Origin of the sequence: Streptomyces sp. NBC_01013, assembly GCF_045162765.1 — a bacterium.
Taxonomy (GTDB): domain Bacteria; phylum Actinomycetota; class Actinomycetes; order Streptomycetales; family Streptomycetaceae; genus Streptomyces.
This window is the reverse complement of sequence record NZ_CP108687.1, coordinates 4465230-4490919: the sequence shown is the minus strand read 5'-3', so window position 1 is coordinate 4490919 and position 25690 is coordinate 4465230. Positions and strand designations below refer to the sequence as shown.

23 protein-coding genes are annotated in these 25690 nt (G+C 71.8%); 4 read left to right on the top strand and 19 right to left on the bottom strand.

The features are described from left to right. Positions 1-60 precede the first annotated feature (60 nt). Positions 61-954, bottom strand: a complete 894-nt coding sequence (locus OG538_RS19565; protein ID WP_406095313.1) for a glycoside hydrolase family 19 protein — start codon at positions 952-954, stop codon at positions 61-63. Between the two features lie 230 nt (positions 955-1184). Here OG538_RS19565 and OG538_RS19560 point away from each other — a divergent pair, with 230 nt between their 5' ends. Then, positions 1185-2723: a substrate-binding domain-containing protein gene (locus OG538_RS19560; RefSeq protein WP_406100214.1), complete on the top strand. Its 1539-nt coding sequence runs from the start codon at positions 1185-1187 to the stop codon at positions 2721-2723. A 108-nt stretch (positions 2724-2831) separates the two neighbouring features. Here OG538_RS19560 and OG538_RS19555 read toward each other — a convergent pair whose 3' ends face one another. Continuing rightward, positions 2832-4115: an adenylosuccinate synthase gene (locus tag OG538_RS19555; protein ID WP_406095311.1), complete on the bottom strand. Its 1284-nt coding sequence runs from the start codon at positions 4113-4115 to the stop codon at positions 2832-2834. Positions 4116-4301: 186 nt separating this feature from the next. Here OG538_RS19555 and OG538_RS19550 point away from each other — a divergent pair, with 186 nt between their 5' ends. Then, entirely contained in the window at positions 4302-5168 is an 867-nt protein-coding gene (locus tag OG538_RS19550; RefSeq protein WP_406095309.1) for a diacylglycerol kinase, read from the top strand. Between the two features lie 300 nt (positions 5169-5468). Here the strand turns inward: OG538_RS19550 and OG538_RS19545 are convergent, their stop codons facing one another. Then, positions 5469-6026, bottom strand: a complete 558-nt coding sequence (locus tag OG538_RS19545; protein ID WP_406095307.1) for a GbsR/MarR family transcriptional regulator — start codon at positions 6024-6026, stop codon at positions 5469-5471. A gap of 114 nt (positions 6027-6140) precedes the next feature. Here OG538_RS19545 and OG538_RS19540 point away from each other — a divergent pair, with 114 nt between their 5' ends. Both OG538_RS19540 and OG538_RS19535 read left to right on the top strand, forming a co-directional pair. Continuing rightward, a complete protein-coding gene (locus OG538_RS19540) occupies positions 6141-7079 on the top strand; it encodes an ATP-binding cassette domain-containing protein (RefSeq protein WP_406095305.1) in 939 nt (312 codons plus the stop codon). Beyond that, positions 7076-8704 carry an ABC transporter permease gene (locus OG538_RS19535; protein ID WP_406095303.1) on the top strand — a complete coding sequence of 543 codons (1629 nt, stop codon included), beginning with the start codon at positions 7076-7078 and terminating at the stop codon, positions 8702-8704. Before OG538_RS19540 ends, OG538_RS19535 begins: the two co-directional genes overlap by 4 nt. A gap of 35 nt (positions 8705-8739) precedes the next feature. Here the strand turns inward: OG538_RS19535 and OG538_RS19530 are convergent, their stop codons facing one another. From OG538_RS19530 to OG538_RS19455, 16 genes are all read right to left on the bottom strand, one after another. Further along, the gene (locus OG538_RS19530; protein WP_406095301.1) at positions 8740-9975 is read right to left on the bottom strand and encodes a cytochrome P450; all 1236 of its coding nucleotides are present in this window, start codon (positions 9973-9975) and stop codon (positions 8740-8742) included. A 222-nt stretch (positions 9976-10197) separates the two neighbouring features. Then, on the bottom strand, positions 10198-10875 hold the full coding sequence (locus tag OG538_RS19525; protein ID WP_406095299.1) for a response regulator: 678 nt from the start codon (positions 10873-10875) through the stop codon (positions 10198-10200). Further along, positions 10872-12176 (bottom strand): sensor histidine kinase, encoded by a 1305-nt coding sequence (locus tag OG538_RS19520; protein ID WP_406095297.1) that lies wholly within the window; start codon positions 12174-12176, stop codon positions 10872-10874. Before OG538_RS19520 ends, OG538_RS19525 begins: the two co-directional genes overlap by 4 nt. Before the next feature lie 111 nt (positions 12177-12287). Continuing rightward, on the bottom strand, positions 12288-13163 hold the full coding sequence (locus tag OG538_RS19515) for an alpha/beta hydrolase family protein (RefSeq protein WP_406095295.1): 876 nt from the start codon (positions 13161-13163) through the stop codon (positions 12288-12290). A gap of 302 nt (positions 13164-13465) precedes the next feature. Further along, a complete protein-coding gene (gene kynU / locus OG538_RS19510) occupies positions 13466-14662 on the bottom strand; it encodes a kynureninase (protein ID WP_406095293.1) in 1197 nt (398 codons plus the stop codon). Beyond that, positions 14655-15503: a tryptophan 2,3-dioxygenase family protein gene (locus OG538_RS19505; RefSeq protein ID WP_406095291.1), complete on the bottom strand. Its 849-nt coding sequence runs from the start codon at positions 15501-15503 to the stop codon at positions 14655-14657. Before OG538_RS19505 ends, kynU begins: the two co-directional genes overlap by 8 nt. 165 nt (positions 15504-15668) lie before the next feature. After that, positions 15669-16082 (bottom strand): DUF3151 domain-containing protein, encoded by a 414-nt coding sequence (locus OG538_RS19500; RefSeq protein WP_406095289.1) that lies wholly within the window; start codon positions 16080-16082, stop codon positions 15669-15671. Between the two features lie 129 nt (positions 16083-16211). Further along, on the bottom strand, positions 16212-17717 hold the full coding sequence (locus OG538_RS19495; RefSeq protein WP_406095287.1) for an MFS transporter: 1506 nt from the start codon (positions 17715-17717) through the stop codon (positions 16212-16214). Between the two features lie 102 nt (positions 17718-17819). Next, positions 17820-18986: a MalY/PatB family protein gene (locus OG538_RS19490; RefSeq protein ID WP_406095285.1), complete on the bottom strand. Its 1167-nt coding sequence runs from the start codon at positions 18984-18986 to the stop codon at positions 17820-17822. A 132-nt stretch (positions 18987-19118) separates the two neighbouring features. Further along, a complete protein-coding gene (fbaA, locus tag OG538_RS19485; RefSeq protein WP_136326593.1) occupies positions 19119-20141 on the bottom strand; it encodes a class II fructose-bisphosphate aldolase in 1023 nt (340 codons plus the stop codon). Between the two features lie 201 nt (positions 20142-20342). After that, positions 20343-20882: an orotate phosphoribosyltransferase gene (gene pyrE, locus OG538_RS19480; protein ID WP_384134282.1), complete on the bottom strand. Its 540-nt coding sequence runs from the start codon at positions 20880-20882 to the stop codon at positions 20343-20345. 69 nt (positions 20883-20951) lie between these two features. After that, positions 20952-21749: an aldose 1-epimerase gene (locus OG538_RS19475; RefSeq protein WP_406095282.1), complete on the bottom strand. Its 798-nt coding sequence runs from the start codon at positions 21747-21749 to the stop codon at positions 20952-20954. 21 nt (positions 21750-21770) lie between these two features. Further along, a complete protein-coding gene (locus OG538_RS19470; RefSeq protein ID WP_406095280.1) occupies positions 21771-22736 on the bottom strand; it encodes an SRPBCC domain-containing protein in 966 nt (321 codons plus the stop codon). A gap of 85 nt (positions 22737-22821) precedes the next feature. Next, the gene (locus OG538_RS19465) at positions 22822-24420 is read right to left on the bottom strand and encodes a polyamine aminopropyltransferase (RefSeq protein WP_406095278.1); all 1599 of its coding nucleotides are present in this window, start codon (positions 24418-24420) and stop codon (positions 22822-22824) included. An 84-nt stretch (positions 24421-24504) separates the two neighbouring features. Next, complete coding sequence (locus OG538_RS19460) at positions 24505-25029, bottom strand: DUF2617 family protein (RefSeq protein ID WP_406095276.1); 525 nt, start codon at positions 25027-25029, stop codon at positions 24505-24507. 338 nt (positions 25030-25367) lie between these two features. Further along, positions 25368-25655, bottom strand: a complete 288-nt coding sequence (locus OG538_RS19455; RefSeq protein ID WP_406095274.1) for a hypothetical protein — start codon at positions 25653-25655, stop codon at positions 25368-25370. Between the last annotated feature and the right edge of the window lie 35 nt (positions 25656-25690).

The following is a 25690-nucleotide window of genomic DNA, read 5'->3' as shown; positions in this document are numbered from 1 at the left end:
GCGGGGGGTGCCCCGGGCCGTCAGGCCCGGGGCACCCCCCGTTGCGGGAGCTTCAGCCCCTCAGCAGCTGAGGTTCGATCCGGCCGTCGTGCCGAGGATCTGCACGAAGGACTGGTACTTGTCGATCCGGCTCTGGACCTGTGCGGGGTTGCCGCCGTTGCACTCCAGGGAGCCGTTGATGGAGCGGATCGTCTCGCCGAATCCGGCGCCGTTCACCATGGCGTTGTGGGCCGTCATGGTGCCGGGGCCGTTCTGGGTGTTCCAGTACCAGAGGCCGGTCTTCCACGCCACGGACGCGTCCTGCTCGACCAGGTAGGGGTTGGCGAGCAGGTTGATGCCGAGCGCGTCGCCGGCTGCCTTGTAGTTGAAGTTCCAGCTGAGCTGGATCGGTCCGCGCCCGTAGTACGCGGACTGGCCCGCGGGGCAGCCGTAGGACTGGCTGGTGTCGCAGTAGTGCGGGTAGTTGGCCGTGTTCTGCTCGACCACGTACACCAGGCCGCCGGTCTCATGGCTGACGTTGGCGAGGAAGGCGGCGGCCTCCTGCTTCTTCACCGTGTCGCTGCCGGTGTTGGCGAAGCCCGGGTAGGCGCTGAGGGCGGCGGTCAGCCCGCTGTACGTGTAGAAGGAATTGCGGCCCGGGAACATCTGGTTGAACTGCGCCTCGCTGACGACGAAGCCGGTGGACGAGCCGGGGCCGCCCGGGTCCGTACCGCCGCCGCTTCCGCAGCCGCCCTGGTCGGCCCAGACGTCGGAGCTGCCGGGCCTCTCGTTCTGGGTCCACCACTTGGCGGTCCAGTTGTGGCCGTTGTACGAGGCGGCGCCGCCACCTGTGTAGACGGCGGAGGAGTTCCAGGCGGCCGCGCACTCGGCCGCCGAGGCGGTGGCGGGAAGAATGACGACGGTCGCGACGACCGCGCACAGCGCGGCGAGCAGGCCCATGATGCGTTTGATCATGTGAGCACTCCTTCGGCGCGGCGCACCGAGCTCATCGGTGCGCCGCCATGGGGGGTGCGGCTACTCAAGCGGTGTTGGTCTGGACCTGTCAAGGTCTGGACCAATCACCCTCTGCCCGAACGGCAAACGAACACCTGGCGACAGGACGCGGTACTCGACACCGCCCCCTCCCCCGGATGCATACCGTGACCCGCACCCGTACGCACGTACGGCAGTCAGGGGGACGGACCGTGGAGTGGTTCAGCGCCGAGAACATCGTGGCCGTACTCACCGCGGTGCTGGGCGTCCTCGCCTCCGTGGGCGTGCTCTGGTACGAACGCCGCGTACCCCGCCGCAAGCGCATCGGATACCGCGTCCAGATGGACACGCCCATCGGCAGTGACGTCAGCCGGGCGCGGGCCAACGTGCGGCTCGGCCTCTTCGGCGAGACACCGGGCATGGCCGACGCCACCCTCGTCCTGCTCCGCATCGAGAACGACGGCTCGCAGTCCATCGCACGCGGCGACTACACCGGGCCGGACGAACAACTCCACGGGCTGGTCGTCGAGTTCAGCGAACGCCGGGTGCGCGGCATCGCCGTCACCCACTCCCCCGGCGCCGACCACCTCATGGACCACTTCACCCCCTCCGCCGGACTCCGCGACAGCGGATCCCTCATCCGGCTGCCCCGCGTCCCGCTCAACCGGGGCGAGCACTTCAAACTGCTGGTCCTGCTCACCGGTTCACACGTGGGCAGCCCCATCCGCGTCACCGGTGGCATCCGGGACGGCGAGGTCCGGACGAACACCGCCGCCCGCCCCGACGAGAAGCCCCCGCTGTTCGGCCGGGCCGCCCGGTTCATCACCGTGGCCCTGACCGTCTGCGTCATCACGCTGGCCTGCATCATCCTGGTCCGGGACGACACCCCGCCACCCCCGATCGGCTGCGCCCGCGGCGAGCTGACCGTGACCGGCTCCACCGCCTTCCAGCCCGTCCTGGACGAACTGGCGGAGAAGTACGGCAAGGCCTGCGAGGGCGCGACGGTCGTCGTGGACCCGCACGGCAGCACCGCCGGAATAAGAGAACTGGCCGAACGCGGCGCGAAGGCCGGGAAGTCCGGCTCGCCCGCCCTCCTGGCCCTCTCCGACGGCCCGAAGCCGAGCGGCTTCCCACAGCTGCGCGAGAACCGCGTCGCCGTCTCGCTCTTCCGTCTGGTCGTCAACGACAAGGTCCCGCTGAACAACCTCACCCTCGACACGATCCGCGGCATCTACCGGGGCGACATCCGCAACTGGAAGCAGCTCGGCGGCCCCGACCTGCCCGTCCTGCTGGTCAGCCGGGACGCCAACTCCGGCACCCGCGAGGTGTTCCAGCGCCGGGTCCTGGGCCGCAACGAACCCGCCCAGTCCTCCCGCGACTGCGCGACGAAGGACGACCCGCAGGCCCGGGTCATCCGCTGCGAGCTCGACTCCACCGACCAGGTCCTGGCCGAGGTGGGCCGGCTCGACGGCGCGATCGGCTACAGCGAGATGCGTACCGGGACCAAGCCCGCGGGGGCGCACCGGATCGCCATCGACGGCGCCGCCCCGTCCGTCGACACGATCGGCACCAGCAGCTACCCGTACCGGGAGATCGAGTACGCGTACACGTACGGCAGCCCGCCCGCCGACTCGCTGGTCTCCAGCTTCCTGTCCTACCTCAGCCGGGGCAGCGGGCAGGACGTCATCCGCACCCACGGCCACCTGCCGTGCGCGACGCCGGAGGGGCTGCGGATCTGCGGGGAGGACTGAGTGAGGGCATGAGGGAGGGCCGGGGCGATCGTGCCGCCCCGGCCCTCCCTCCGTTCCCCTGTGACCACGTCGGCCGTAGCCGAGTCCCGAGTGACTACGTCCTCGGGCCTACAGGAACGAGTTGATCTCGATGGTCTCGGTCCGGCCGGGGCCGACACCGATCGCGGAGATCGGAGCGCCGGACATCTCCTCCAGCGCCTTCACGTAACCCTGCGCGTTCTTCGGCAGGTCACCGAAGGTCTTCGCCTTGGTGATGTCCTCGGACCAGCCCGGCAGCATCTCGTAGACCGGCTTCGCGTGGTGGAAGTCGGTCTGGTTGTACGGGAGCTCCTCGACGCGCTTGCCGTCGATCTCGTACGCCACACACACCGGGATCTGCTCCCAGCCGGTCAGCACGTCGAGCTTGGTCAGGAAGAAGTCGGTCAGGCCGTTGACCCGGGTCGCGTACCGCGCGATCGGGGCGTCGAACCAGCCGCAGCGACGGTCACGGCCGGTGGTGACACCGCGCTCGCCACCGATCCGGCGCAGCGCCTCGCCGTCCTCGTCGAGCAGCTCCGTGGGGAACGGACCGGCGCCGACGCGGGTGGTGTAGGCCTTGAGGATGCCGATGACCCGGCTGATCTTCGTCGGGCCCACGCCGGAACCGGTGCAGGCGCCGCCCGCGGTCGGGTTCGACGAGGTGACGAAGGGGTACGTGCCGTGGTCGACGTCGAGCAGCGTGCCCTGGCCGCCCTCGAAGAGGACGACCTTGCCCTCGTCGATGGCGTTGTTCAGGATCAGCGTCGTGTCGGCGACGTAGGGCCTGATCTGCTCCGCGTACTGGAGCATGTCCTCGACGACCTTGCCGGCCTCGATGGCGCGCCGGTTGAAGACCTTGGCCAGAAGCTGGTTCTTCTGCTCCAGGGCCGCCTCGACCTTCTGCTCCAGGATCGACTCGTCGTAGAGGTCCTGGACGCGGATGCCGACCCGGTTGATCTTGTCCGCGTACGTCGGGCCGATACCGCGCCCGGTCGTACCGATCTTGCGCTTGCCGAGGAACCGTTCCGTCACCTTGTCGACGGTGACGTTGTACGGGGTGATCAAATGAGCGTTACCGCTGATCAGCAGCTTGGACGTGTCCACGCCGCGGTCGTTCAGCCCACTCAGCTCGGAGAGCAGGACCGCAGGGTCGACGACGACACCGTTACCGATGACCGGGGTACACCCCGGTGAAAGGATTCCGGAGGGGAGGAGATGAAGTGCGTACTTCTGGTCACCGACGACCACCGTGTGGCCGGCATTGTTGCCGCCCTGGTAGCGCACCACATAGTCCACGGATCCACCGAGGAGGTCGGTGGCCTTTCCCTTGCCCTCGTCACCCCACTGAGCACCGAGCAGCACAAGTGCGGGCACAGGCGTACACCCCTTCCGGGCGGGGCATGTCCAAGGTCAGGGGGCGTACGTAAACGCTGTACATGCCGTACGACGTTGTACGACAAGGCCTGAACCGTCGAACCGGGTGCCCCGGAATAGACGAAGCCCCTGGCGCAATAGCGCAAGGGGCTCTTGCACCAAGATGCTACCCGAGGAAGGACCGAGGTGTCGGCTGCCCAGCCCCCCGGTAACGGTGCGCCCCATCTGCTGGTGGTGATCGATCCGGTCGCCCGCCGGACGGACGGCGAGTCCGTCCGGATCGCAAAGGACGTGTTGAGCGCCGGTTCACACGCCAAGATCTGCCTCCCCGAGGGGCCCGAGGAGTTCGCCCGGGCCCTGTCCCGCCGGGGTGCCCGCAGACCGGTGGTGATAGGTGACGACCGCGCGCTGCGGCGTGCGGTGGCCCTGCTCCACCGTGAGCGAGAACCAGCCATGAGCGCCCTTTCGCTCATCCCGGTCGGGGCCGCGGCGGCTCTGGAACTCGCGCATTCGCTCGGCGTGCCGAAGGGAGCGGTGGCGGCGGCGCGCACGGCGCTGGACGGGGCGGTGCGCAGGCTGGACCTCTTGGTCGACGACAGCGACGGCGTCGTCCTGGGCGCGCTGCGCATCCCGCCCCTGACCGGCGCGCCGGGCACGCAGCCGGACCGTGCGGGCGTCACCGCGGTCTGGGACACCTGCCGCTCCCTGGTCCGCACCCTGGTGCGCCCCGCACCCTCGGCACCGCCCCATCCCTCGGCCGCCCACCGGCTGCGCGTCGAGGCGGACGGAGTCGTGCTGAACGATCTGGACCGCCCGGTCGAATCGGTGACGGTGACTTCGGGCTGCGGCGACGGCGGCGTCGCCGAGGTGACGATCCGGCCGCCGGACGGCGACCCGGTCACCACGGAAGCCAAGGCCGTCACGGTTTCCGGCGCGGACTTCCGCTACCGGGCGGACATACAGGTCGGCGGTCCGGTGCGGACCCGGACGTGGACGGTCCGGGCGGGGGCCTGGGGGCTGATGCTGCCGGTATCGGTGCCGGTGGAGGGGTAGCGGAGGGCCGGCGGGGGGCCGCGGCCGTATCCGGGGGCAAGGCGGTGTTCGGGGGGCGGCCGTATGCGGGGGCACTGCCCATGGCGCCCACGGCCGTATCCGGGGGGGCGGGCGCCGGGCCTGACGGGTGGCGTCCGGCCTCGGGGTGGCCTCGCGGTGGGCCCTCTCCGGCCGCTGTCGGCCCTCCGGCGCGTTCGGCTCTCCTCGGCCCCTGCCGGGCCTTGCGCGGTGCTCGCCGGCCTTCCTGCGGGCCTTATCCGGGTCCGTTGCAGCCCCTCGTCAGTCTTGCGCGGGCCCTCGTCAGCTCTCCCGCGAGCGGTCCGCCGTCGGCAGGTCGAGGGCCTTCCGGTGGGCCTCCCAGCGGTCCATCATGGCGCCCAGCTCCGACTGCATGAACTCGAAGAAGGCCGCCGTCTCGGCGATCCGGGCGCCCGCCGGCGTGTGCTCCCCCAGCGTGCGCGCGCCGTCCCTGAGGGTCTGCTCCCAGCGGGTGAGCACCCGGTCTCGGCCGGCGAAGGTGGTGTACCAGATCTCGTTGTGCAGACGGTAGCGGTCACGGCGCGAGCCGGGCTCGCGCTCGCGGCCGACCATGTTGACCTGCGTGAGGTAGTTGATCGCTCCGGACACGGCGGCAGGACTGATCTGCAGGGCCAGGGCCAGCTCGGCCGAGGTCATGGACGCGTCGTCGTCGGCGAGCAGCGCGGCGAAGACGCGGGACGCCATGCGCTGCATCCCCGCCTCGGTCATCTCTGACGCGAACCGCTCGACGAACCGCGAGACAGCCTGCGCGTCGCGCTCCTCGTGCTCCCGGGCGGCGCCTTCCGGTTCGCGTGCGTCCTCTGCGGTTTCGCTGCTCATCGGTCCCTCGTTCCTTCTCTCCACAGGACTTCTCTCCGCAGGCCCTGTCACCCGTCCGAGTTTATACACTTCCTTAACTTCACAAGATTGTGAAAGTAGCGTACGTTCAAAATCATGACGAAGGCAATCACCGTGGTCGGACTGCACAAGTCGTTCGGCCGCACGCACGCGCTGAACGGGCTCGACCTGACCGTCGAGACCGGTGAGGTGCACGGCTTCCTCGGGCCCAACGGGTCGGGGAAGTCCACCACCATCCGGGTCCTGCTGGGCCTGTTGCGGGCCGATTCCGGCGCCGCCCAGCTCCTCGGCCGTGACCCCTGGAGCGATGCGGTGGAGCTGCACCGGCACGTCGCGTACGTGCCCGGGGACGTCACCCTGTGGCGCAATCTCTCCGGCGGCGAGGTGATCGATCTGTACGGGCGGCTGCGCGGCGGTCTCGACGACGCCCGGCGCGCGGACCTCGTCGGACGGTTCGAGCTCGACCCGACGAAGAAGGGGCGGACGTATTCGAAGGGCAACCGGCAGAAGGTGGCCCTGGTCGCCGCGTTCGCCTCCGATGCCGACCTGCTGATCCTGGACGAGCCGACCAGCGGGCTCGACCCGCTGATGGAGGAGGTCTTCCAGAGCTGCGTCACCGAAGCACGTGACCGCGGACGGACGGTACTGCTCTCCAGCCACATCCTCAGCGAGGTCGAGTCCCTCTGTGACCGGGTCAGCATCATCCGGCAGGGCCGGACGGTGGAGACCGGTTCACTGGCAGGCATGCGCCATCTGACGCGCACGAGCATCTCGGCGGAGCTGGTGGAATCCCCTGACGGCCTGGCGCAGCTGCCCGGGGTACACGACCTCGACATCCGGGGGCGGCAGGTCTCGCTCCAGGTCGACACGGACAAGCTGGACGCGGTCCTCAAGTCACTCTCCGCAGCCGGGGTCCGGTCCCTGACCAGTACGCCGCCCACGCTGGAGGAGATCTTCCTGCGGCACTACACGGCGGAGGCCGATCAGGGCGCCGGACAAGACGCCGGACAGGGCGCGGGGGTGGCGGCGCGATGACTGCCGTGACCATGGCCGCGACGCCCGGCGCGCGGCGCCGGACCGGGACGGGGCAGCTCGCGGGGACCTGGGTCCTGCTGAGGCTCGCACTGCGGCGCGACCGCATCATCCTGCCGGTCTGGGTGCTCGTGCTCGGCGCATCGTTCTCCTCCGTCGGGCGGTCCATCGCCTCGCTCTACGGCACGGCCGCACAGCGCGCCGAGCTCGCCGCCTCGATGAACGGCAACAGTTCGTTGCGCGCGATGTACGGACCCGTCTTCGGCGACTCCGTCGGCGGGCTCGTCAGCTGGCGCATGATCGCGTTCGGTGCGGCGCTGGCCGCGGTGATGAGCCTGGTCGTCGTCGTGCGTCATACCCGGGAGGAGGAGGAGACCGGCCGTCAGGAGATGCTCTCGTCCGCCATGGTGGGGCGCCGGGCGCCGCTCACCGCCGCGCTGCTCGCCGCCCTCATAGCCAACGCCGCACTGGGCCTGGTGATCGTGGCGGGGATGACCGGATCGGGAGCGGGCGGAGCCGGGGCGGTGGCGCTCGCATCAGCCGTCGCCGGTGTCGGTGCGCTGTTCGCCTGCACCGCCGCGACAGCAGCGCAGTTCACCGGGAGCGCACGGCTCGCGAAGGGGCTGACGGCTGCGGTGATCGGCGCCGCGTTCGTCCTCAAGGCGGCGGGCGACTCCGCGACGGACGACGGCTCGTCGGTCCTCACCTGGCTCTCCCCGCTCGGCTGGGCGGAGAACGTCCGGCCGTACGCGGGCGAGCGGTGGTGGGTGCTCCTCGTGATCGCCGGCGCGGTGGCCGTGCAGTGCGCGGCGGCGTACGTCCTGACCGGGCGCCGCGACGTCGGCATGAGCTTCCTGGCGACGCGGCCCGGGCCCGCCCGGGGCAGGATCTCCACCGCATTCGGCCTGGCGGCGCGCCTTCAGCGCGGTGCGTTCCTGGGGTGGACGGCGTCGTTCGCCGCGGTCGGCGTCGTCTTCGGCGGACTGACCGGCGGCGCGGCCGACCTCGTCGGGGACAACGAGAAGACCAAGGAGATCTTCGAGCGGATGGGCGGGCAGTCCGGACTGACGGACGCTTTCCTCGCCTCGATGGTCTCCGTGCTCGGCACGGTAGCGGCGCTGTACATCGTCTCGTCGGTGCTGCGGCTGCACGGCGAGGAGACCGCCGGGCGTGCGGAACCAGTGCTCGCGGGCGGCGTCGGACGGACCCGCTGGGCTGCCGGCCATCTCCTCATCGCTTTCGGCGGCGCGGCCCTGATCATGACGGTCGGCGGACTCGGCCTGGCCGTGGGCTACGGACACGAACTGCCCGCCGTGCTCGGCGCCTCGCTGGTGCAACTGCCCGCCGTCTGGCTGCTGGGCGGGGTGACGGTCCTGCTGTACGGGGCACTGCCGAAGGCCGCCGCGGCAGGCTGGGGGCTGGTGGGGCTCTGCCTGGCCCTGGGCTGGATAGGCCCCGCCCTGGACCTGCCGCAGGCGGTGATGGACGTGTCGCCGTTCACGCACCTGCCCAGGCTGCCGGGGGCCACGAGCATGGAGTGGGAGCCGGTGGCACTCCTCGCCGGGGCCGCTGGGGTGCTGGTGGCGGGTGGTCTGGCCGCGCTGCGGCGGCGCGACATGCTGAGCTGAGGCCCCACCCGGAGGGGCGGGCGGCGCGCCCCGGGTCAGAGCTCGACGCGCAGTTCCTTCACGCCCCTGATGACGTAACCCGGGTTCCACTCCGGTTCGGCGACCAGCCGCATACCGGGTGCCCTGCGCAGCAACTCACCGAAGGAGGTGGCCAGTTCCACCCGGGCCAGCGGAGCTCCGAGGCAGAAGTGAATGCCGGCGCCGAAGGTGATGTGCGGGTTCTCCCGCCGAGAGAGGTCCAGAGTGTCCGGGTCGCTGAAGCGGGCGGGGTCGCGGTTGGCCGAGCCGAAGAGCAGGGCCACCTCCGAGCCGCGCGGAATGACCGTGCCGTCGATCTCGATGTCGTCGAGCACCCAGCGTTCGAACATCTGCAAAGGGGTGTCGTACCGCATCAGCTCCTCCACCGCGGTGGGCAGCAGCCCGTGATTCGCCCGGAGTGCGGCGAGCTGTTCCGGGTGGCGCAGCAGCGTCCACCAGCCGTTCACGGTGGTGTTGACGGTCGCCTCGTGTCCCGCGTTCAGCAGCAGCACACAGGTGGAGACCATCTCCTGCTCGGTCAGCCGCTCGCCCTCGTCATGGGCGGCGATGAGCGCGGAGATCAGATCCGTACCCGGGTTACCGCGCCGTTCGGCGATCAGCTCGCGCAGATAGGCGGAGAAGTCGAGGGAAGCGCGGACGGCGGCGCGCGCGGTCTCCTCGGACGGGTTGAGCTCGAACATGCCACAGATCGCCGCCGACCAGGGCCGCAGGGGCGCGCGGTCGGACTCCGGGATGCCGAGCATCTCGGCAATCACGGCGACCGGCAGCGGCTCCGCGACCGCTGTCAGCAGATCGCCCCCGCCCTGCGCGACGAAGTCGTCGACGAGCCCGGTGGCCAGCCGCTGGACGGTCGGGACGAGCTGTTCGACGGTGCGCGGGGTGAACGCCTTGGAGACGAGCCGGCGGATCCGCGTATGGTCCGGCGGCTCCAGGTCCAGCAGTCCCTGCCCGTTGAGAGTTTCGAACGGCTCGTGTGCGGCGGGCGGCGGCGTCCGGCCGAACTCCTCATGGGTGAACCGGTGCAGATAGGTCCGGCCCAGCCGCCGGTCGCGCAGCAGGGCCGACACGTCGGCGTAGTGCGGGACGAGCCACTGGCCGGTCGGCTCGAACCAGTGCGCCCGGCCGGTGGCGCGCAGCTCGGCATAGGCGGGGTACGGGTCGGCGACGAACGCCGCCGACCAGGGGTCGAACGGTGCGGCGGAGGCTGAGTCGAGGCGCGTGGGCTGGTCCATGGACCGACGCTAACCGGCCGCCCGCGCCCCGGCCAGCCCTGCTCCGGGGCGCGGCGCACGGCCCGCCGCCCCCGCCCGGCCCCCATGCCCGGACCGGCCGACGGCCCCCGGCGGCCGTCGCACGTGCTCGCGCACGCCACGCGGCCGAGAGTCGGAACCTGCCCCAAGAGCCGGCGCCTCCCCCCGAGGGGCGTGCGCCTCCCCCCGACGGCCGGCGGACCCTCACGACGGGGTGACCAGCCGGGCCTCGTAGGCGAAGACGGCCGCCTGGGTACGGTCGCGCAGGCCCAGCTTCACCAGGATGCGGCTCACATGGGTCTTGATGGTGGACTCGGCGACCACCAGGTGCGAGGCGATCTCGGCATTCGACAGGCCCTGGGCGATCAGCACGAGCACTTCCGTCTCGCGCTCGGTGAGATCACCGATCTGGGCGAGGGCCGGCGGCCGGGGCGCCGCCGCGAGCTTGGAGAACTCGGTGATCAGGCGCCGGGTGACCGTAGGGGCCAACAGCGCCTCGCCGGACGCCACCACCCGTACGCCGTCCGCGAGTTGTCTGGCTGATGCGTCCTTGAGGAGGAAGCCGGAAGCACCGGCGCGCAACGCCTGGTAGACGTACTCGTCGAGGTCGAAGGTGGTGAGCACCAGCACCTTCGCGTCCGCGTCGGCGGCGACGATCTCACGCGTGGCCTCGATGCCGTTGAGCTCAGGCATCCGGATGTCCATCAGCACCACGTCGGGACGGAGCGCCGCGACCTGGGCGACGGCCTGCCGCCCGTTGACGGCCTCGCCGACGACCTCGATGCCGGGCATCGCGTTGAGCAGGACCGAGAAGCCCTCGCGGACCATCATCTGGTCGTCGACGATCAGCACCCGGATCGGCACCGCCGCGGCGGCCGTCATGACTGCTCCGCGGCGGGGGCGTCGGACGGGGCGGCCTGTACGGGGATGAAGGCGGTGACCTCGTAACCGCCCTCCGTGGTCGACTCGGCCGTCATCTCCCCGTTCAGCATCGCCACCCGCTCCCGCATGCCGGTGATCCCGTGCCCGGCGCCGGGCGAGGGCTTCACCGGACCGGTCGCCGGACCGTTGACGACGCGCAGCCCGAGGCCGCCCAGCACATAGCCGATCTCGACCTTGGCAGTGGCGCCCGGTGCGTGCCGCAGGCTGTTGCTGAGGGCTTCCTGAATGATCCGGTACGCCGACAGCTCGACGCCCTGCGGCAGCTCGCGCACCGCACCTGTCACGGTCTTCTCCGTCGGCAGTCCGGCCTCGCCGACATTGGCGAGCAGCCTGTCCAGCTCGGCCAGGGTCGGCTGCGGGGCGTCCGGCGCCTCGTAGTCCTCGGCCCGTACGACGCCGAGGACCCGGCGCAGTTCGGTGAGGGCCGCGACGGCGTTCTCCCGGATCGTGACGAAGGCCTGCTCCAGCTCAGGCGGCGGGTTCTCCACCCGGTAGGGGGCGGCCTCGGCCTGGATGGCGACGACCGACATGTGGTGGGCGACCACGTCGTGCAGTTCGCGGGCGATGGTGGTGCGCTCCTCCAGCAGGGTCCGCCGGTCCCGCTCGACGGCGGTGACGGTGCGCTGCACGGTGACCTCGCGCTCCGCCTCGCGGCGGATCTGGACCAGGCTCACCAGAAGCAGCGCGAACGCGGACACCACCGCCATGGCCGCGGTGGACGGCGCGGAGTCCCAGCCGCCCGCTTTCTCCAGGACCGTGCCGAACAGCACGGTCAAGCCCCACATCCAGGCTGCGGTGCGCGGCCTGGTCCTCGCCGCGACGACGGACAGCACCACCAGGTGGGCGAAGAAGGTGCTCGGGCTCCACGGCCCGTCTCCGCCACCGACGACCATGTTCACCGGAATGAGCGCCATCGACAGCCAGAACGCCCCGACCGGTCTGATCAGCGTCAGGGCGACGCAGACGGCGGGGAGCAGTCCGGAGACGAGAACTCCGGCGTTGCCGGTGTCGGCGAACCCCGTCATGAAGGCGAACAGCGCGGCCGCCAGGACCACCGCGTGCGGAGTCCACGCAGCGCGCGCACGGAGCCGCCCCGGCAGCCGCCGGGTCAGCAGTCCGTCGGTCCGCATCGGCGCCAGCGGGCGGTAGGCGAACGCGTCATGGATGAGGTCCTGCCGCAGGCCGCCTATCGCCCCTGCGGCCACCCGGAGCTCCGGGCTTCTGGTCTTGGTCTCGGTCACGCTTCCACGGTAGGGGGCGCGGCACCCCGGGTCGTCAGCAGTGATACGGATCCTGAACCGTCCGTCGCAAGTACTACCGAGGTCCGCCGCACGCCCCCACGACAGGCCGCCCTACCAGGCCAGCTGGGCGATCTCCTCGGCGACCACGGCGCACGCGTCGGCCGCCGGGTCGATCAGCGGGAAGTGTCCGACGTCCGGCAGCAGCGTCAGCCCGACCATCTCGCCCTCCTTGGCCGCCGCGTCGACGAAGGCCTCCGAGACGGCGTGCGGGACGGTGAGGTCGGTGGTGCCCTGGACCACGGCGGTCGCGATTCCGGTGGGCAGCAGCAGGGCCGGGTCGGCGTGCGCGCTGCGCTCGGCGAAGTCCTCCGCCCGCCCGAGGAACTGCCCGATCGCGCCGGAGCACACGTCGAGTTCGATCGCTGAGGTGAACTCCGCGATCGGTGCGAGCGCGACCACTCCGCGCAGCGCGGGCGCTCGGGGCAGCCGCCACGGGGAGCCCTCCGGCAGGACGTGCCGGGCGGCGGCCCACAGCGCCAGCTGCCCGCCCGCGGAGTGCCCGGTGACCACGATCCGCCGGGCGTCCGCCGCGGGCATGTGCCGCGCCAGGAGCTCCGGCAGTGCGTCCATCGCCGCCGCGACATCGTCGAAGGTCTCCGGCCAGCGCCCGGCGACGGGGCCGGAGCCCCGCTGCTGCGGAAGCTCGCTGCCGCGCCGGTACTCGACGCTGGCGACGGCGAAGCCGCGCCGGGCCAGGAAGTCCGCGAACGGCGACACATGGAGCCGGTCGTACGGTGCCCGCCACGCGCCGCCGTGCAGCACGACCACGACGGGGGCGCCGGCACGCCCGTCGCGCGGGGCGTAGAAGTCGATCACCTGGTCCGGGTGACTGCCGTAGGCGGCGGAGACATCGGGGGCGACCACCGGATGCGAGAACGCCGACTCGGTCTCGGCTGCGTCCTGATCACGCGCGGCAGAATCCGACATGCTGCTCCAACCGTCCCTGTGCCATGGCCAACTGGCGTGACCTGCGGGGACGGTATCAGTACGGAGGCGTCCCTCTTCCCGGTGGCAGGTGACCCGGCCTCAGACCCGGCCGGGCCAGGCGCGGTAGGTGCGGTACGGCCCGTTCCGGAGAGGCCCGAAGAAGGAGACCCGGGGGCTCTCCCCGGACTCTTCCTCGGAGCAGGGCAGGGCCGGCGCGTGCGCCTCGTCCGGGACCCCCGGGCGAGGTGGGCGGGGCCCGTCCGGCGACCGGGGCGAGCCGGTCGCCGGACTGACCCGGCAGCCTACGCCGTCGGGGCGGTCAACACGTCCGCGAGTACCCGCGCCGCGCGTTCCGCGTCGGCGAACCCCACGTACAGCGGAGTGAAGCCGAATCGCAGTACATCGGGCCGTCGCAGGTCCCCGACGACGCCACGCGCGATGAGCGCGCCCATCACCGGTTCGGCGTCCTCGCACCGCAGCGCGACCTGGCTGCCCCGCTCCGCGTGGGCGGCCGGGGTGACCGAGGTGACCCGGCCCGCGGGGGCGTACGCGTCGACGCACTCCAGGAAGAAGTCCGTCAGCGCCAGGGACTTGGCCCGTACCGCGTCGATCCCGACCCCGTCCCAGACGTCGAGAGAAGCCTCCAGGGCCAGCATGGACAGGATGTCGGGGGTCCCGACCCTGCCCCGTACGGCGCCGTCCGCGGGGGCGTACCCGGGTGTCATCGCGAACGGGTCGGCGTGCGAGGTCCACCCCGGCAGGGGTGAGTCGAACGCCGCCTGATGCCGCTCGGCGACGTACAGGTACGCCGGCGAACCCGGCCCGCCGTTGAGGTACTTGTACGTGCAGCCCACCGCCAGGTCCACCCCGTGGGCATCCAGCCCGACGGGCAGCGCGCCCGCGCTGTGGCACAGGTCCCAGACGGCGATCGCGCCCGCGGTCCGCACCGCGGCGGTCAGGCCGGGCAGGTCGTGGAGCCGGCCGGAGCGGTAGTCGACGTGGTTGAGCAGCACCGCGGCGGTACGCGGGCCGAGCGCGTCGGGCACGTCGCCGGGGGCGACCGGGACGATCCGGTGTCCGGTCATCCGGGCCGCGGAAGCGGCGATGTACCCGTCGGTGGGGAACGTGGCCGCGTCGACCAGGATCTCGTCGCGGCCCCGGGGCGCCAGCCGGCAGGCGGCGACGACGGCCTTGAAGACGTTCACGCTCGTCGAGTCGCCGACGACGATCTGTCCCGCGGCCGCCCCGACGATCGGGGCGATGCGGTCGCCGATCCGCTCCGGCGCTGTCCACCAGCCACTCTCGTCCCACGACCGGATGCGCAGCTCGCCCCACTCCCGGGTGAGGACCTCCTGCAGCCGGGCGGGCACATGGCGGGGCAGCGCGCCCAGGGAGTTGCCGTCCAGGTAGACGGTGTCGTCGAGGGTGAACAGCTTGCGCAGCGGCGCGAGTTCGTCCGCTGTGTCGAGCGCCTGTGCGCGCTCCTGGAGGTCAGACATGGCTGCGGGCCGTCCAGAGCTCGGGGAACACGTTCTTCGTGGCGCGTTTCTCCAGCCAGGCGACCCCGGCGGAGCCGCCCGTCCCGGTCTTGGAGCCCATGGCCCGCCGGGTGGCGACGAGGTGGTCGTTGCGCCATCGCCAGACGAGTTCACCCACGTCGGTGAGCACCTCGCCGAGCCGGACGAGGTCGTCGTTCTGGTCGGGGTTGGCGTAGATCTCCGCCCATATGGCCTCGACCTCGGGCGAGGGGTCGTACTTCAGGGTGAGGTCGCGGCCGAGCACCTCCTGCGGCACGGCGTGGCCGCGCCGGGCGAGCAGGGCGAGGGCCTCGTCGTACAGGCCGGGCTCGCCGAGGGCCTTCTCCAGCTCCGCGTGGACGCGGGGAGCGCCCCGGTGCGGCACGAGCATGGACGCGGACTTGTCGCCGAGCAGGAACTCCATCCGCCGGTACATGGCCGACTGGAAGCCGGAGCCCTCGCCGAGCGAGGAGCGGTAGGAGTTGAACTGGGCGGGGGTGAGCTGGGCGAGCGGCGTCCAGGAGGCGTTCAGCGCCTCCAGCTCGCGCAGGGACCGCTTCAGCGCGTCCTGCGCGACGTCCAGCCGGTCCTCGCGCATCGCGTGCGCGGCGGTCTCCCACTCATGGACGATGACGGTGAACCACAGCTCCATGACCTGGGTGGTGACCAGGAAGACCATCTCGCCGGGGTCGTCCGAGCGCAGGTGCTGGAGGTGGGTCAGGACATCCGCCTGGACGTAGTCCTCGTACGGAGTGGTTCCCGCGAAGTCGAGGTGCGGGGTCTGCGCACCGGTGGCTTCGGGGTCGGGGTGAATCGTCGACATTGCTGTCTCCTCGACACGAGCTTCCGGGTAGCGGTCCGCCCCCACCGTGAGGTGGTGGAGCTCCGGTCCCCTGCCCGCATCCTAAGCGGAGACCCGCAGGCCGCGACAGCGCACGGGCCCCGCGGACGATGAGCGTCCACGGGGCCCGGCAGGGGTGCGCTTCGGCTAGCCGAGCGTCTGGGCCGCGGTCGGCGAGGAGTCGCGGAGGAACGAGGAGCAGCGCTCGTACTCCTCCTGCTCACCGATCGACTGCGCGGCGCGTGCGAGGGCGTGCAGGGCGCGCAGGAAGCCGCGGTTCGGCTCGTGCTCGAACGGCACGGGGCCGTGGCCCTTCCAGCCTGCCCGGCGCAGGGCGTCCAGGCCCCGGTGGTAGCCGGTGCGGGCGTAGGCGTACGACTCGATGACCCGGCCGCCCTCGAACGCCTCGTCGGCGAGCTGTGCCCAGGCCAGCGAGGAGGTCGGGTACTTCGCCGCGACGTCGGCGGGCGCGGTGCCCGCGGCGAGCAGTTCGCGCGGCTCCGGGTCGTCGGGCAGATGGGTCGGGGCAGGGCCCCCGAGCAGGTTCTCGTGGATCGACATGGGTTCAAGTGTGCCTGGCACCGGCGCCGCCCGCGGTATCGGTGTGCACAATGCCGCCAATCGCCTGGCTGAGGGCGTGCGGGGTATCAGGCCGGACCCCGCGAGCCCGGCATCTCCGGACGGGAGGGCCTAAGGGCTGTCCGGGGCGGGTTCCAGCGGGGGGCTCGTGACGCCGCAGTGCATCGTGCACTCCGGTTGTGCGGACTTCTGCACGGCGGCCGGCGGCGTCCGCACGGTCGCCCACGCGATGACGGCGCCGAGGACCAGCAGCCCGGCGCACATCGGCATGGCCCGCCGGAACGTCGCGGCGAACTCCCCGGCGTCCCGGTAGGCCTCCGGCCCCATCCCGGCGAGCAGGGGCAGAGCGGCCACCGCGATCAGTCCCGCGGCGCGGGCGGCTGCGTTGTTGATGCCGCTGGCCAGGCCGGCCCGGGCGGTGTCCACGGAGGCCAGGACGGTCGCGGTGAGGGGCGCCACGAGGGTGACCAGCCCGACGCCGAGGACCGCGACTGCGGGGAGCACATCGGTCAGGTACCCGGTCACGGAGTTGGAGCCCGGCCCCACGCGCAGCATCAGCAGCATTCCGGTGGCGGCGATCAGCGGGCCGGCCGTGAGCGGGATGCGGGGGCCGATGCGCCGGCCCAGTTCGCCGGACGAGGCAGAGAACAGCAGCATCAGCACGGTGGTCGGCAGCAGGGCGGTGCCCGCACCGAGCGCGGAGTAGCCCGCCACGACCTGGAGCTGGATGGCGGAGAGGAAGAAGAAGCCGCCGAGCGCCGCGTACACACAGAGGGTGACGATGTTGACGGCGGTGAACTGCCGGGACGCGAACACCGACGGCGGCAGCATGGGGTCGGCACGCCGCCGCTCGACCTGGACGAACGCGACACCGAGCAGCACCCCGCCCACCGCCGCACCGATCACGGCCGGGGACGCGCCCTGCCCCGGCGCCTCGATCAGCGCGTACGTCACCAGAGCGAGCGCGAGCGCGGCGAGAACCGCTCCCAGGACGTCGAAGCGGCCGTGCTCGTACGGGTCCCGGGACTCCGGCACGTGGCGCAGGGCGACGGGCACGCAGATCGCGGCGATGGGCAGGTTCAGCAGGAACACCCACCGCCAGCCGGGCCCGTCGACGAGCCACCCGCCGACGAACGGCCCGACGGCGGCACCGACCCCGCCGAACCCCGACCACAGCCCGACCGCGCGGGCCCGGTCGTCCGGGTGGAAGCTCGCCTGGATCAGGGCCAGCGACCCCGGGGTGAGCAGGGCGCCGCCGATGCCCTGGAGGGCCCGGGCGGCGATGAGCACGTCGGCGTTGGGTGCGATGCCGCAGAGCAGCGAGGCAGCGGCGAACCACACCACGCCGACGACGAAGACCCGGCGCCGTCCGTACCGGTCGCCGAGCGCGCCCCCGAGGAGGATCAGCCCGGCGAGGGTGAGCATGTAGGCGTTGACGGTCCACTGGAGCGCCGCCAGGCCGGTGCCGAAGTCCTCACCGATGCGGGGCAGGGCGACGTTGATGACGGTGGAGTCGAGCATGGCCATGCTCGACCCGAGCACGGTCGTGAGGACCACCCACCGGCCGGTGGGGGACGCGACACGAATGCCTGTGGGGTCTGCCGAGCTCTCCGCCATGCCCTCAGCATCGCAAAGGCGGGCCCCTCCGGCGACGGAGGAGCGAGGATCCGCGGTCAGCGCCACGCTGAACAGCCGGCGCCGCCCGCTCCCGCTCCGCCGCTACCCGGCGCGCCGCACGGCCTCCACCCCCCGGATCAACGCCTCCACCCCTGCCTCCACCTTGCTCCGCGCACACCCCACGTTCAGCCGTACGAAGCCCTCCGCCCCGTACACGCCGCCCGGCATCACGGCGACCCGCTCCCGCTCGACCAGCACGCGCTGGAGCGCCTCGTCGTCCTCGACGCCCGCCCGGCGCAGGTCGATCCACGCCAGGTAACCGGCCTGTGGCGGCTCCCACCCCAGGTCGGGGAACGCCGCGTTCAGCCGCTCCGCGACCAGCGCCAGGTTTCCGGCGACATAGGCCCGCACGGCATCCAGCCATGCCCCGCCGTCGCGGTACGCGGCGATGTGCGCGGTCAGCGAGAGCACCGCGGGCGAGGCGAGGCCCTCCGCGGTCTCCATCCGGCGCAGGTACTCCGTCCGGTCCTCCGGGCGGCCGATGATCCCGTACGAACCGGTCAGCGCCGGAAAGTTGAACGCCTTCGAGGCCGAGGTGATGAGCGCCCAGCGCCCGTCACCCCCCACCCGCGTCCACGGCACGTGAACGCGCCCGTCGTGCACGAAGTCAGCGTGGATCTCGTCGCTGATCACGGCGACGCCGTGCAGCGCGGCAAGCGAGGCCATCTCCGCCAGTTCCGCCTCCGTCCACACCCGCCCCGACGGGTTGTGCGGCGAACAGACCACGAGGACCTTGCTGTCCTCGCGCTCGAGTTCGCGTTCCAGCGCGGCCATGTCCCCGAGACCCACACCGCGCAGCTCACGGCCGAGCCCGGTGACCGCCTTGCGGAATCCGTCGTACGTCGGGGTGTGGACGACCACTCCGTCCCCCTCGGCCGTCCACATCTGGAGCAGTTGCGACAACTGGCTGAGCACGGACGGGCCGTACACCAGCCGGCCGGTGTCGATCGTGGTGCCGTACCGGGTCGCGTACCAGTGGGCCACCGCCGCGCGGAAGTCGCCCAGCCGCCAGTCCGTGTAGCCGAACACACCGTGGTCGAGCCGGGCCCGCAGGGCGGCCAGCACCTCGGGGGCCGTCTCGAAGTCCATGTCCGAGATGGTGAACGGCAGCAGTCCGTCCACCCCGAACCGGTCCGCGACCCCGTCCCACTGCACGCTCCAGGTGCCGCGGCGGTCGATGACGGTGTCGAAGTCGTAGGACGTACTCACAGCTGTTCCTCACATCATTCCTGCCGGGTACGGACACGCGAGGGGCCCGGCACCCCGAAGGGGGTACCGGGCCCACGCAGACATCCGTACGGAATCAGCCCGGCCGTCCCCTGGGCCGTCCGGGCACACCTACTACTTCAGCTTGGTGCCGGTGGACCGCAGGTTGGCGCAGGCCTCCGTGACGCGCTTGGCCATGCCGCCCTCGGCGGACTTGCCCCAGCTGCGGGGGTCGTAGACCTTCTTGTTGCCGACCTCGCCGTCGACCTTCAGCACGCCGTCGTAGTTGCGGAACACGTGGTCCACGATCGGGCGGGTGAAGGCGTACTGGGTGTCGGTGTCGAGGTTCATCTTCACGACGCCGTTCTCCAGCGCGGTGGCGATCTCCTCGGCGGTGGAGCCGGAGCCGCCGTGGAAGACGAAGTCGAACGGGGAAGCCTGGCCGTACTTGGCGGCCACGCCCTCCTGGAGGTCCTTGAGGAGCTCGGGGCGGAGCACGACGTTGCCCGGCTTGTAGACGCCGTGCACGTTGCCGAAGGACGCGGCCAGCAGGTAGCGGCCCTTCTCGCCCAGACCGAGCGCCTCGGCGGTGCGCAGCGCGTCGTCGACGGTCGTGTAGAGCTCGTCGTTGATCTCGTGGGTGACGCCGTCCTCCTCGCCACCGGTCGGGGTGATCTCGACCTCAAGAATGATCTTGGCGGCGGCGGCCTTGGCCAGCAGCTCCTGGCCGATGGCCAGGTTGTCGGCCAGCGTCTCGGCCGAGCCGTCCCACATGTGGGACTGGAACAGCGGGTTCAGACCCTTGGCGACACGCTCCGCGGAGATGTCGATCAGCGGACGCACGTACGTGTCCAGCTTGTCCTTGGGGCAGTGGTCGGTGTGCAGCGCGACCGTGACGTCGTACTTGGCGGCGACGATGTGCGCGAACTCGGCCAGGGCGACGGCGCCCGTGACCATGTCCTTGTTGTACTGGCCGCCCAGGAACTCCGCCCCACCGGTGGAGATCTGGACGATGCCGTCGCTCTCGGCCTCAGCGAAACCGCGCAGCGCAGCGTGCAGGGTCTGCGTCGACGTCACATTGATGGCCGGGTAGGCGAACTTGCCTGCCTTCGCCCGGTCGAGCATCTCGGCGTAGACCTCGGGGGTTGCGATGGGCATCTGTCCGCTCCTTGGGATGTGCGGGTGTGCGTTGCTGGTTCCCTGACCTGGGGGCGACGTCATCGTCGCCCCCATCTTCCCAGACTCTCGTCCCGGCTCCACCCGGCGTACTCCCCCAGCATTCCGGGGCTCCCGCTGCGGAGATACGACAAGGGGGGTCGGTTTCACGTGAAACCGACCCCCCTTGAGGGAAACCGCAGGTCAGGACAGGTCGAGGTCCGGGACCGAGTAGACGTGGACGTACGGGAGGCCCGCCTCGGCGATGGCCGGAGCCGCACCCCGCTCCACGATCACGGCGACGGCCACGACCTCGCCACCCGCCTCACGCACCGCCTCGACGGCGGTCAGCGGTGAACCGCCGGTCGTCGAGGTGTCCTCGACGACCAGGCAGCGGCGGCCCTTGACCTCCGCGCCCTCGATCCGGCGCTGCATGCCGTGGGCCTTCTGCGCCTTGCGCACCACGAACGCGTCCAGCTCCTGCCCGCGGGCGGCGGAAGCGTGCAGCATCGAGGTGGCCACCGGGTCGGCACCCAGCGTCAGCCCACCCACGCAGTCGTAGTCCAGTTCCGCGGTGGCGTCGAGCATGACCTGACCGACCATCGGAGCGGCCTTGCCGTCCAGCGTGATGCGGCGCAGATCGATGTACCAGTCGGCCTCGAGACCGGAGGAGAGAGTCACCTTGCCGTGCACCACGGCCTTGTCCTTGATCTGCTGCAACAGCTCAGCACGTACGTCAGTCATGGCTACGAGAATAAGGCGCCCGGCCGCCACCCGTACTCAGCACCTGCCCAGGCCTGCGGGCGGTCGCGCTCAGAGCGTGCGCCAGCTCCAGGTCGTCGCGATCTCCAGCGGCTCGATCGGGGTGACATGGCGGGGGGCGGTGTTCAGCCCGTTCGGCGGGCCCGACTGCGGCTCCACACAGACCGCCTCGTCCTGCTCGTCGTAGACCACGACCCACTCGGTGCGGCTCTTCACCGTCAGCTCCAGCTGCTCCGGCCAGGTGAGCGTCACATCGATGCCGTCGGGCATGCCGAAGCAGTCGTCCCACGGACCGGCCAGGGGCGGGATCCGGCGGCCGGTCGGCAGATGGTTCTCGCCCCGCTCCTCCTGCCATGCGGCATCGAAGTCGATCCGGACGTCGTCGCCGCTGCCGAGGTTGCGCCGGAACCACGGATGCCAGCCGGCCTGCGCCGGGAAGGAATCCCCGTACGTCTCGACACCGAACGCCAACGTCAGGGAGGAATCGGTGAGTTCGAAGGTCTGTGTCACCCGCCCCGGGTACGGCCAGGGGTCGGTGAGGTCGTAGTAGAACGCGGCTTCCGTCCCGCTCGCCCGCGCCGTGCGCCAGGCCGTGTCACGGCCCGTGCCGTGGATGGCGTGCGGCGGGGCGGTCAGCGGCAGCTGATGCAGCACACCGCCGTTGTGGAACTGCCCGTTCTCGGTCCGGCCGCACCACGGCACCATGGGGAAGCAGCCGTACCGCTCCCCCTGCCGCAGCAGTTCGTTGCCACCGATCCGCAAGCTGCTGATACGGCAGCCGTTGTCGGGGTTCACGGTCAACTCTGCGTCGCCGACGGACAGCCGGACGTCCTTCTCGCTGCTGCTCACACGACGACCCTACTGGCGCGGCTACCTCCGGCGACGCAGCGCCCGTCCCACCACCACAGCGGAGGCGAGGGCGAGGGCGGCCGCGGGGGCAACCCAGCGGAGCGTGGCTCCCGCACCCATCGAGTCGGGGGACGGCACCGGGGCGTACCGACCGCGTGGCGGAGCGTGGTCGACCTCCTCCGCGCTGCGGCCGATCATGGTGCGCCGGGCATGCGCGGCCTCGGCGGGCGGTCCGTCCGGGACGGTGAACTCGATCCCGGCCACGGGATCCAGCGACGACGACACCGGGGTGTCGAAGACGGACGCCTGGTCCGGTGACTGCTCTCCGGGCGGCGCCTCGTCCGCTCCGGTCGGGGGCATGGCCCCATCGGTACGCGGAGTGTCCGCCTCTTCGGCAGCCTCCTCGATGGCCTGCTCCACCGCTTCCCCGACGGCCTGCTCCTCGGCGGTGACGGCCGGTGCCGGGTCGGCCGCGTCGTCGGCCCCGTCGTCGGCCACCGCCTCGCCCGTGGCGCCCTGCGACCCGTCGTGCTGGCCCAGGGACTCCGTCACCAACTGCTGCGCAAACCGGTCCAGCAGTCGGTGCGCCGCCGACAGCGCGGCCGCGGGGTCCAGCTCCAGCAGGCGGCCGTCGCCGCCCACCGTGCCCTCGAACGTGATCGCCGTACCGCCCTCGCGCTCGGCGAGGCGAACGGTCAGGGCCAGCTTCGCCGAGCCGCTGCCCCGCGCCTCCGTGCCCTCACCCGTCACCGACACGCTGTACGCGTTTTCCCGGGGTTCCCCGGCCGCCGCCGGGGTGAGCCGCAGCGCGCCCCGGTAGGTGATGGTGTGGCCGCCGGCCCGGACCTTGAGCCGGCCGGACAGCGGGCCCGCGGACGTGTCGGCATCCTGCTGGAGTCCTGGCACACAGCGCGCGACCCGGGCGGGATCGCCCAGCGTCCGCCGAAGGGCCGGGACCGGAACCGGAACGAACACCTCATGCTCCATGGAAACCGAGCCTACTCAGCCCCGGCCACCGCGTCAGCGCTTCCGCCTCCCCGGAGGGGCGCCGCCCCGGCCCGGCACACCCCTCTCACCGCTCCTCCCAGTACCGCGGATGTACGAGCGTCGAGGGCTCCTGGCCCCGCAGCCGCCCGGATTCCGCCCGCCGCCCCGCGTCCCGCAGCGTCGGCCCCGTCAGTGAGCGCAGCCGCGGCGCCCCCGGGTCGAGGCCGAGGGCCGGCGCCACGGCAGGTCCCGCCAGCACGTACCCCCAGCCGTGCACCTCCGCGGCACTGCCCATGGCGCGGTCGGGGCCGGCCGCGAATCCTGCGTACCGCCCGCTGATCCGGTAGGGGCGGGTGTGCAGCCCCGCCGCCCGCATCGACGCCTCGACCGTCCAGTAGGTGCGCGGCCGGCTCACAGCCGGCCCCGCGTGCACGACCAGCCGGCCGTGCGGCGCGAGGGCCTGTGCGGCCAGGCCGTAGAACTCCGCCGAGTAGAGCTTCGTACTGGCCGAGATCCCGGGGTCCGGCAGGTCCGCGATCACCACGTCGTAGGGCTCGTGCGCCATCCGCAGCCAGCTGAACGCGTCCCCGGTCACGGCGGTCAGACGCGGATCGCGGTAGGCGTGCGCGTTCAGTGAGCGCAGTGCCCGGTCCGTACGGGCCAACCGGGTGACGGCGGGGTCCAGCTCCACCACGGTCACGCTCCGCACGTCCGGGTAGCGCAGCACCTCGCGGGCCGCCAGCCCGTCGCCGCCGCCCAGGACCAGCACCCGGGCGTGCGGCCCGTTCATTGCCGGGTGCACCAGCGCCTCGTGATAGCGGTACTCATCGCGGGAGCTGACCCGCAGCCGTCCGTCCAGATAGAGGTCGAGGGAGCCCCGGCCCCCGCCGGTCAGCACGACCTCCTGGACCTCGGTCCGCACCGCGACCCGCACCTGGTCCCCGTACACCGCCCGCCGCGCCGCGCGCTCGAAGTCGTCGGCCAGCACCGCGGCCGAGGCCAGCACCGCGATGACCAGCACGTTGGCGCCGATCAGCAGCCACCGGGAGCGGGCCGTGAGATCCCGCCGGAACACCCACAGGACCAGCGCCCCGCCCGCCGCCGCGTTGACCGTCCCGGTGAACAGCGCGCCCGTGAGCTGCCCGAGCATCGGCAGCAGCAGGAACGGAAAGGCCAGCCCGCCGACGAGCGCGCCCACATAGTCGGCGGCGAAGAGATCGGCCACCGCCCCGCCCGCGTCCTGCCGGTCCACCCGCTGGATCAACGTCATCAGCAGGGGGATCTCCGCACCGATCAGAATCCCGATCGCCAGCGAGAACCCGACCAGCGCGTACCGCGACTCCCCGATCCAGGCGAACGACGCGTAGAGCACCAGCGCGGAGAATCCGCCGACCAGGGCGAGCGCTGCCTCGATCAGCCCGAAGCCGACCGCGGCGCGGCCGCGTAAACGTTTCGCGAGCAGCGAGCCGATGCCCATGGCGAACACCATCACGGACAGCACGACGGACGCCTGGGTGACGGAGTCACCGATCAGATAGGAGGCGAGCGCGACCAGTTCGAGCTCGTACACCAGCCCGCAGGCGGCGCAGATGAACACGGTGGCCAGCACGAGGTACCTGCCGGTCCTCGGCCGCACGGGAAGCCGCGCCGCGCCCCGTCGCAGCGGCACCTGCTGGTCGATCATGCCGCGAACGCTACGTCACGGAAACGTCGCCGCTTGTCACCCACAAGGGTGCAATCGACGCACTCCCGACGGAGTTGGCGCCGGTCACGGCGTCGCCACTGCCGGCGTCCGCACGCCCACCCGGGTGCGGGTCACCACCAGCCGGCCCTCCTGCGGGTACGCGTGCCAGGTGCGCCACCGGACCTGGCCCTCGGTCCGCTGGGCAAGCATGGCGGTGAAGGCGTGCGGGCTCCCCGGGAAGGTCCCGGCCAGTCCGTGGGGGTGGTCGGCGACCAGTGCCAGCAGTTCCTGCGCGCGCCCCGCGAAGGAGCCCGCGCCGAGGGTCTCGACGCGGGCCGCGAACTCGTACTCCCAGTCCCCCAGGCGCTTGGAGACGCCCAGGGGAAGTGGGGTGCTGCTGCCGGGGATACAGGCGACGGTTTCGGAACAACTGCCCTGCTCCTCCTCCAGAAGCACCTGGTGGGAGGCACCGAGCAGGCGCAACTGCAACTGCGCGCCGCCGAGCTGGAGGTCGAGGACCGCCAGTGCCGGGAGCGGTTCACGCCCCAGCGCCCAGGCCAGATCGTCGGCACGGGTGTCGGAATAGGCCGTATGGAGGGTCGTGAGCATGGGTCGGCTCCGCAAAACACACATGGACACGTGGACAGGGGACGCCCCGACGCGGTGCACGTGGGAGGTGGGAAGCGCCCGATCAGGTCCAACTGGGGTCCGAGGGCTGAATGTTCTCTCAATCGAGGAAAACACGAACCAGGGCGCACTCGCAGCGTTTTTGCCCAACTTGGCGTGGTTTCCATCCCCTCGGGGGCCTGCCGGTTCTGGTGTTCACCCGAGATGCGCCGTGCGGCCCAACAAAAAGACAACCGGCGGGACTTGGAGGGTTCCCCCTCCGAGCCCCGCCGGGTGCCCGGCCGGCCGACCTTGCCGGGCCGCGGACCAGCTGCCCCGTGTCAGCTGCCTCCGCCGCATCCGCCCCCGCCGCCGCACGACGAACCCCCGCCGCACGACGAACCGCCGCCACACGAATGACCACCCGAGTGTCCGCCGGAGTGGCCGCCCGAGTCACCGCCCCCGTCCCCGGCCCACCAGCTGCCGCCACCCGCCCCGCCACCGCTGCCCGCCACGCCGCGCCGCTTGTTCCGGCCCAGCGGCTTCCCGCGGCTTCCCGCGCTCGCCATCATCACGACGAGGAGCATGACCCCCACGACGACCATCACCCCGATGAGCACACCCTTCACGGACCTCACGTCCTTCCGTCCCCCGAAGCGAGGCC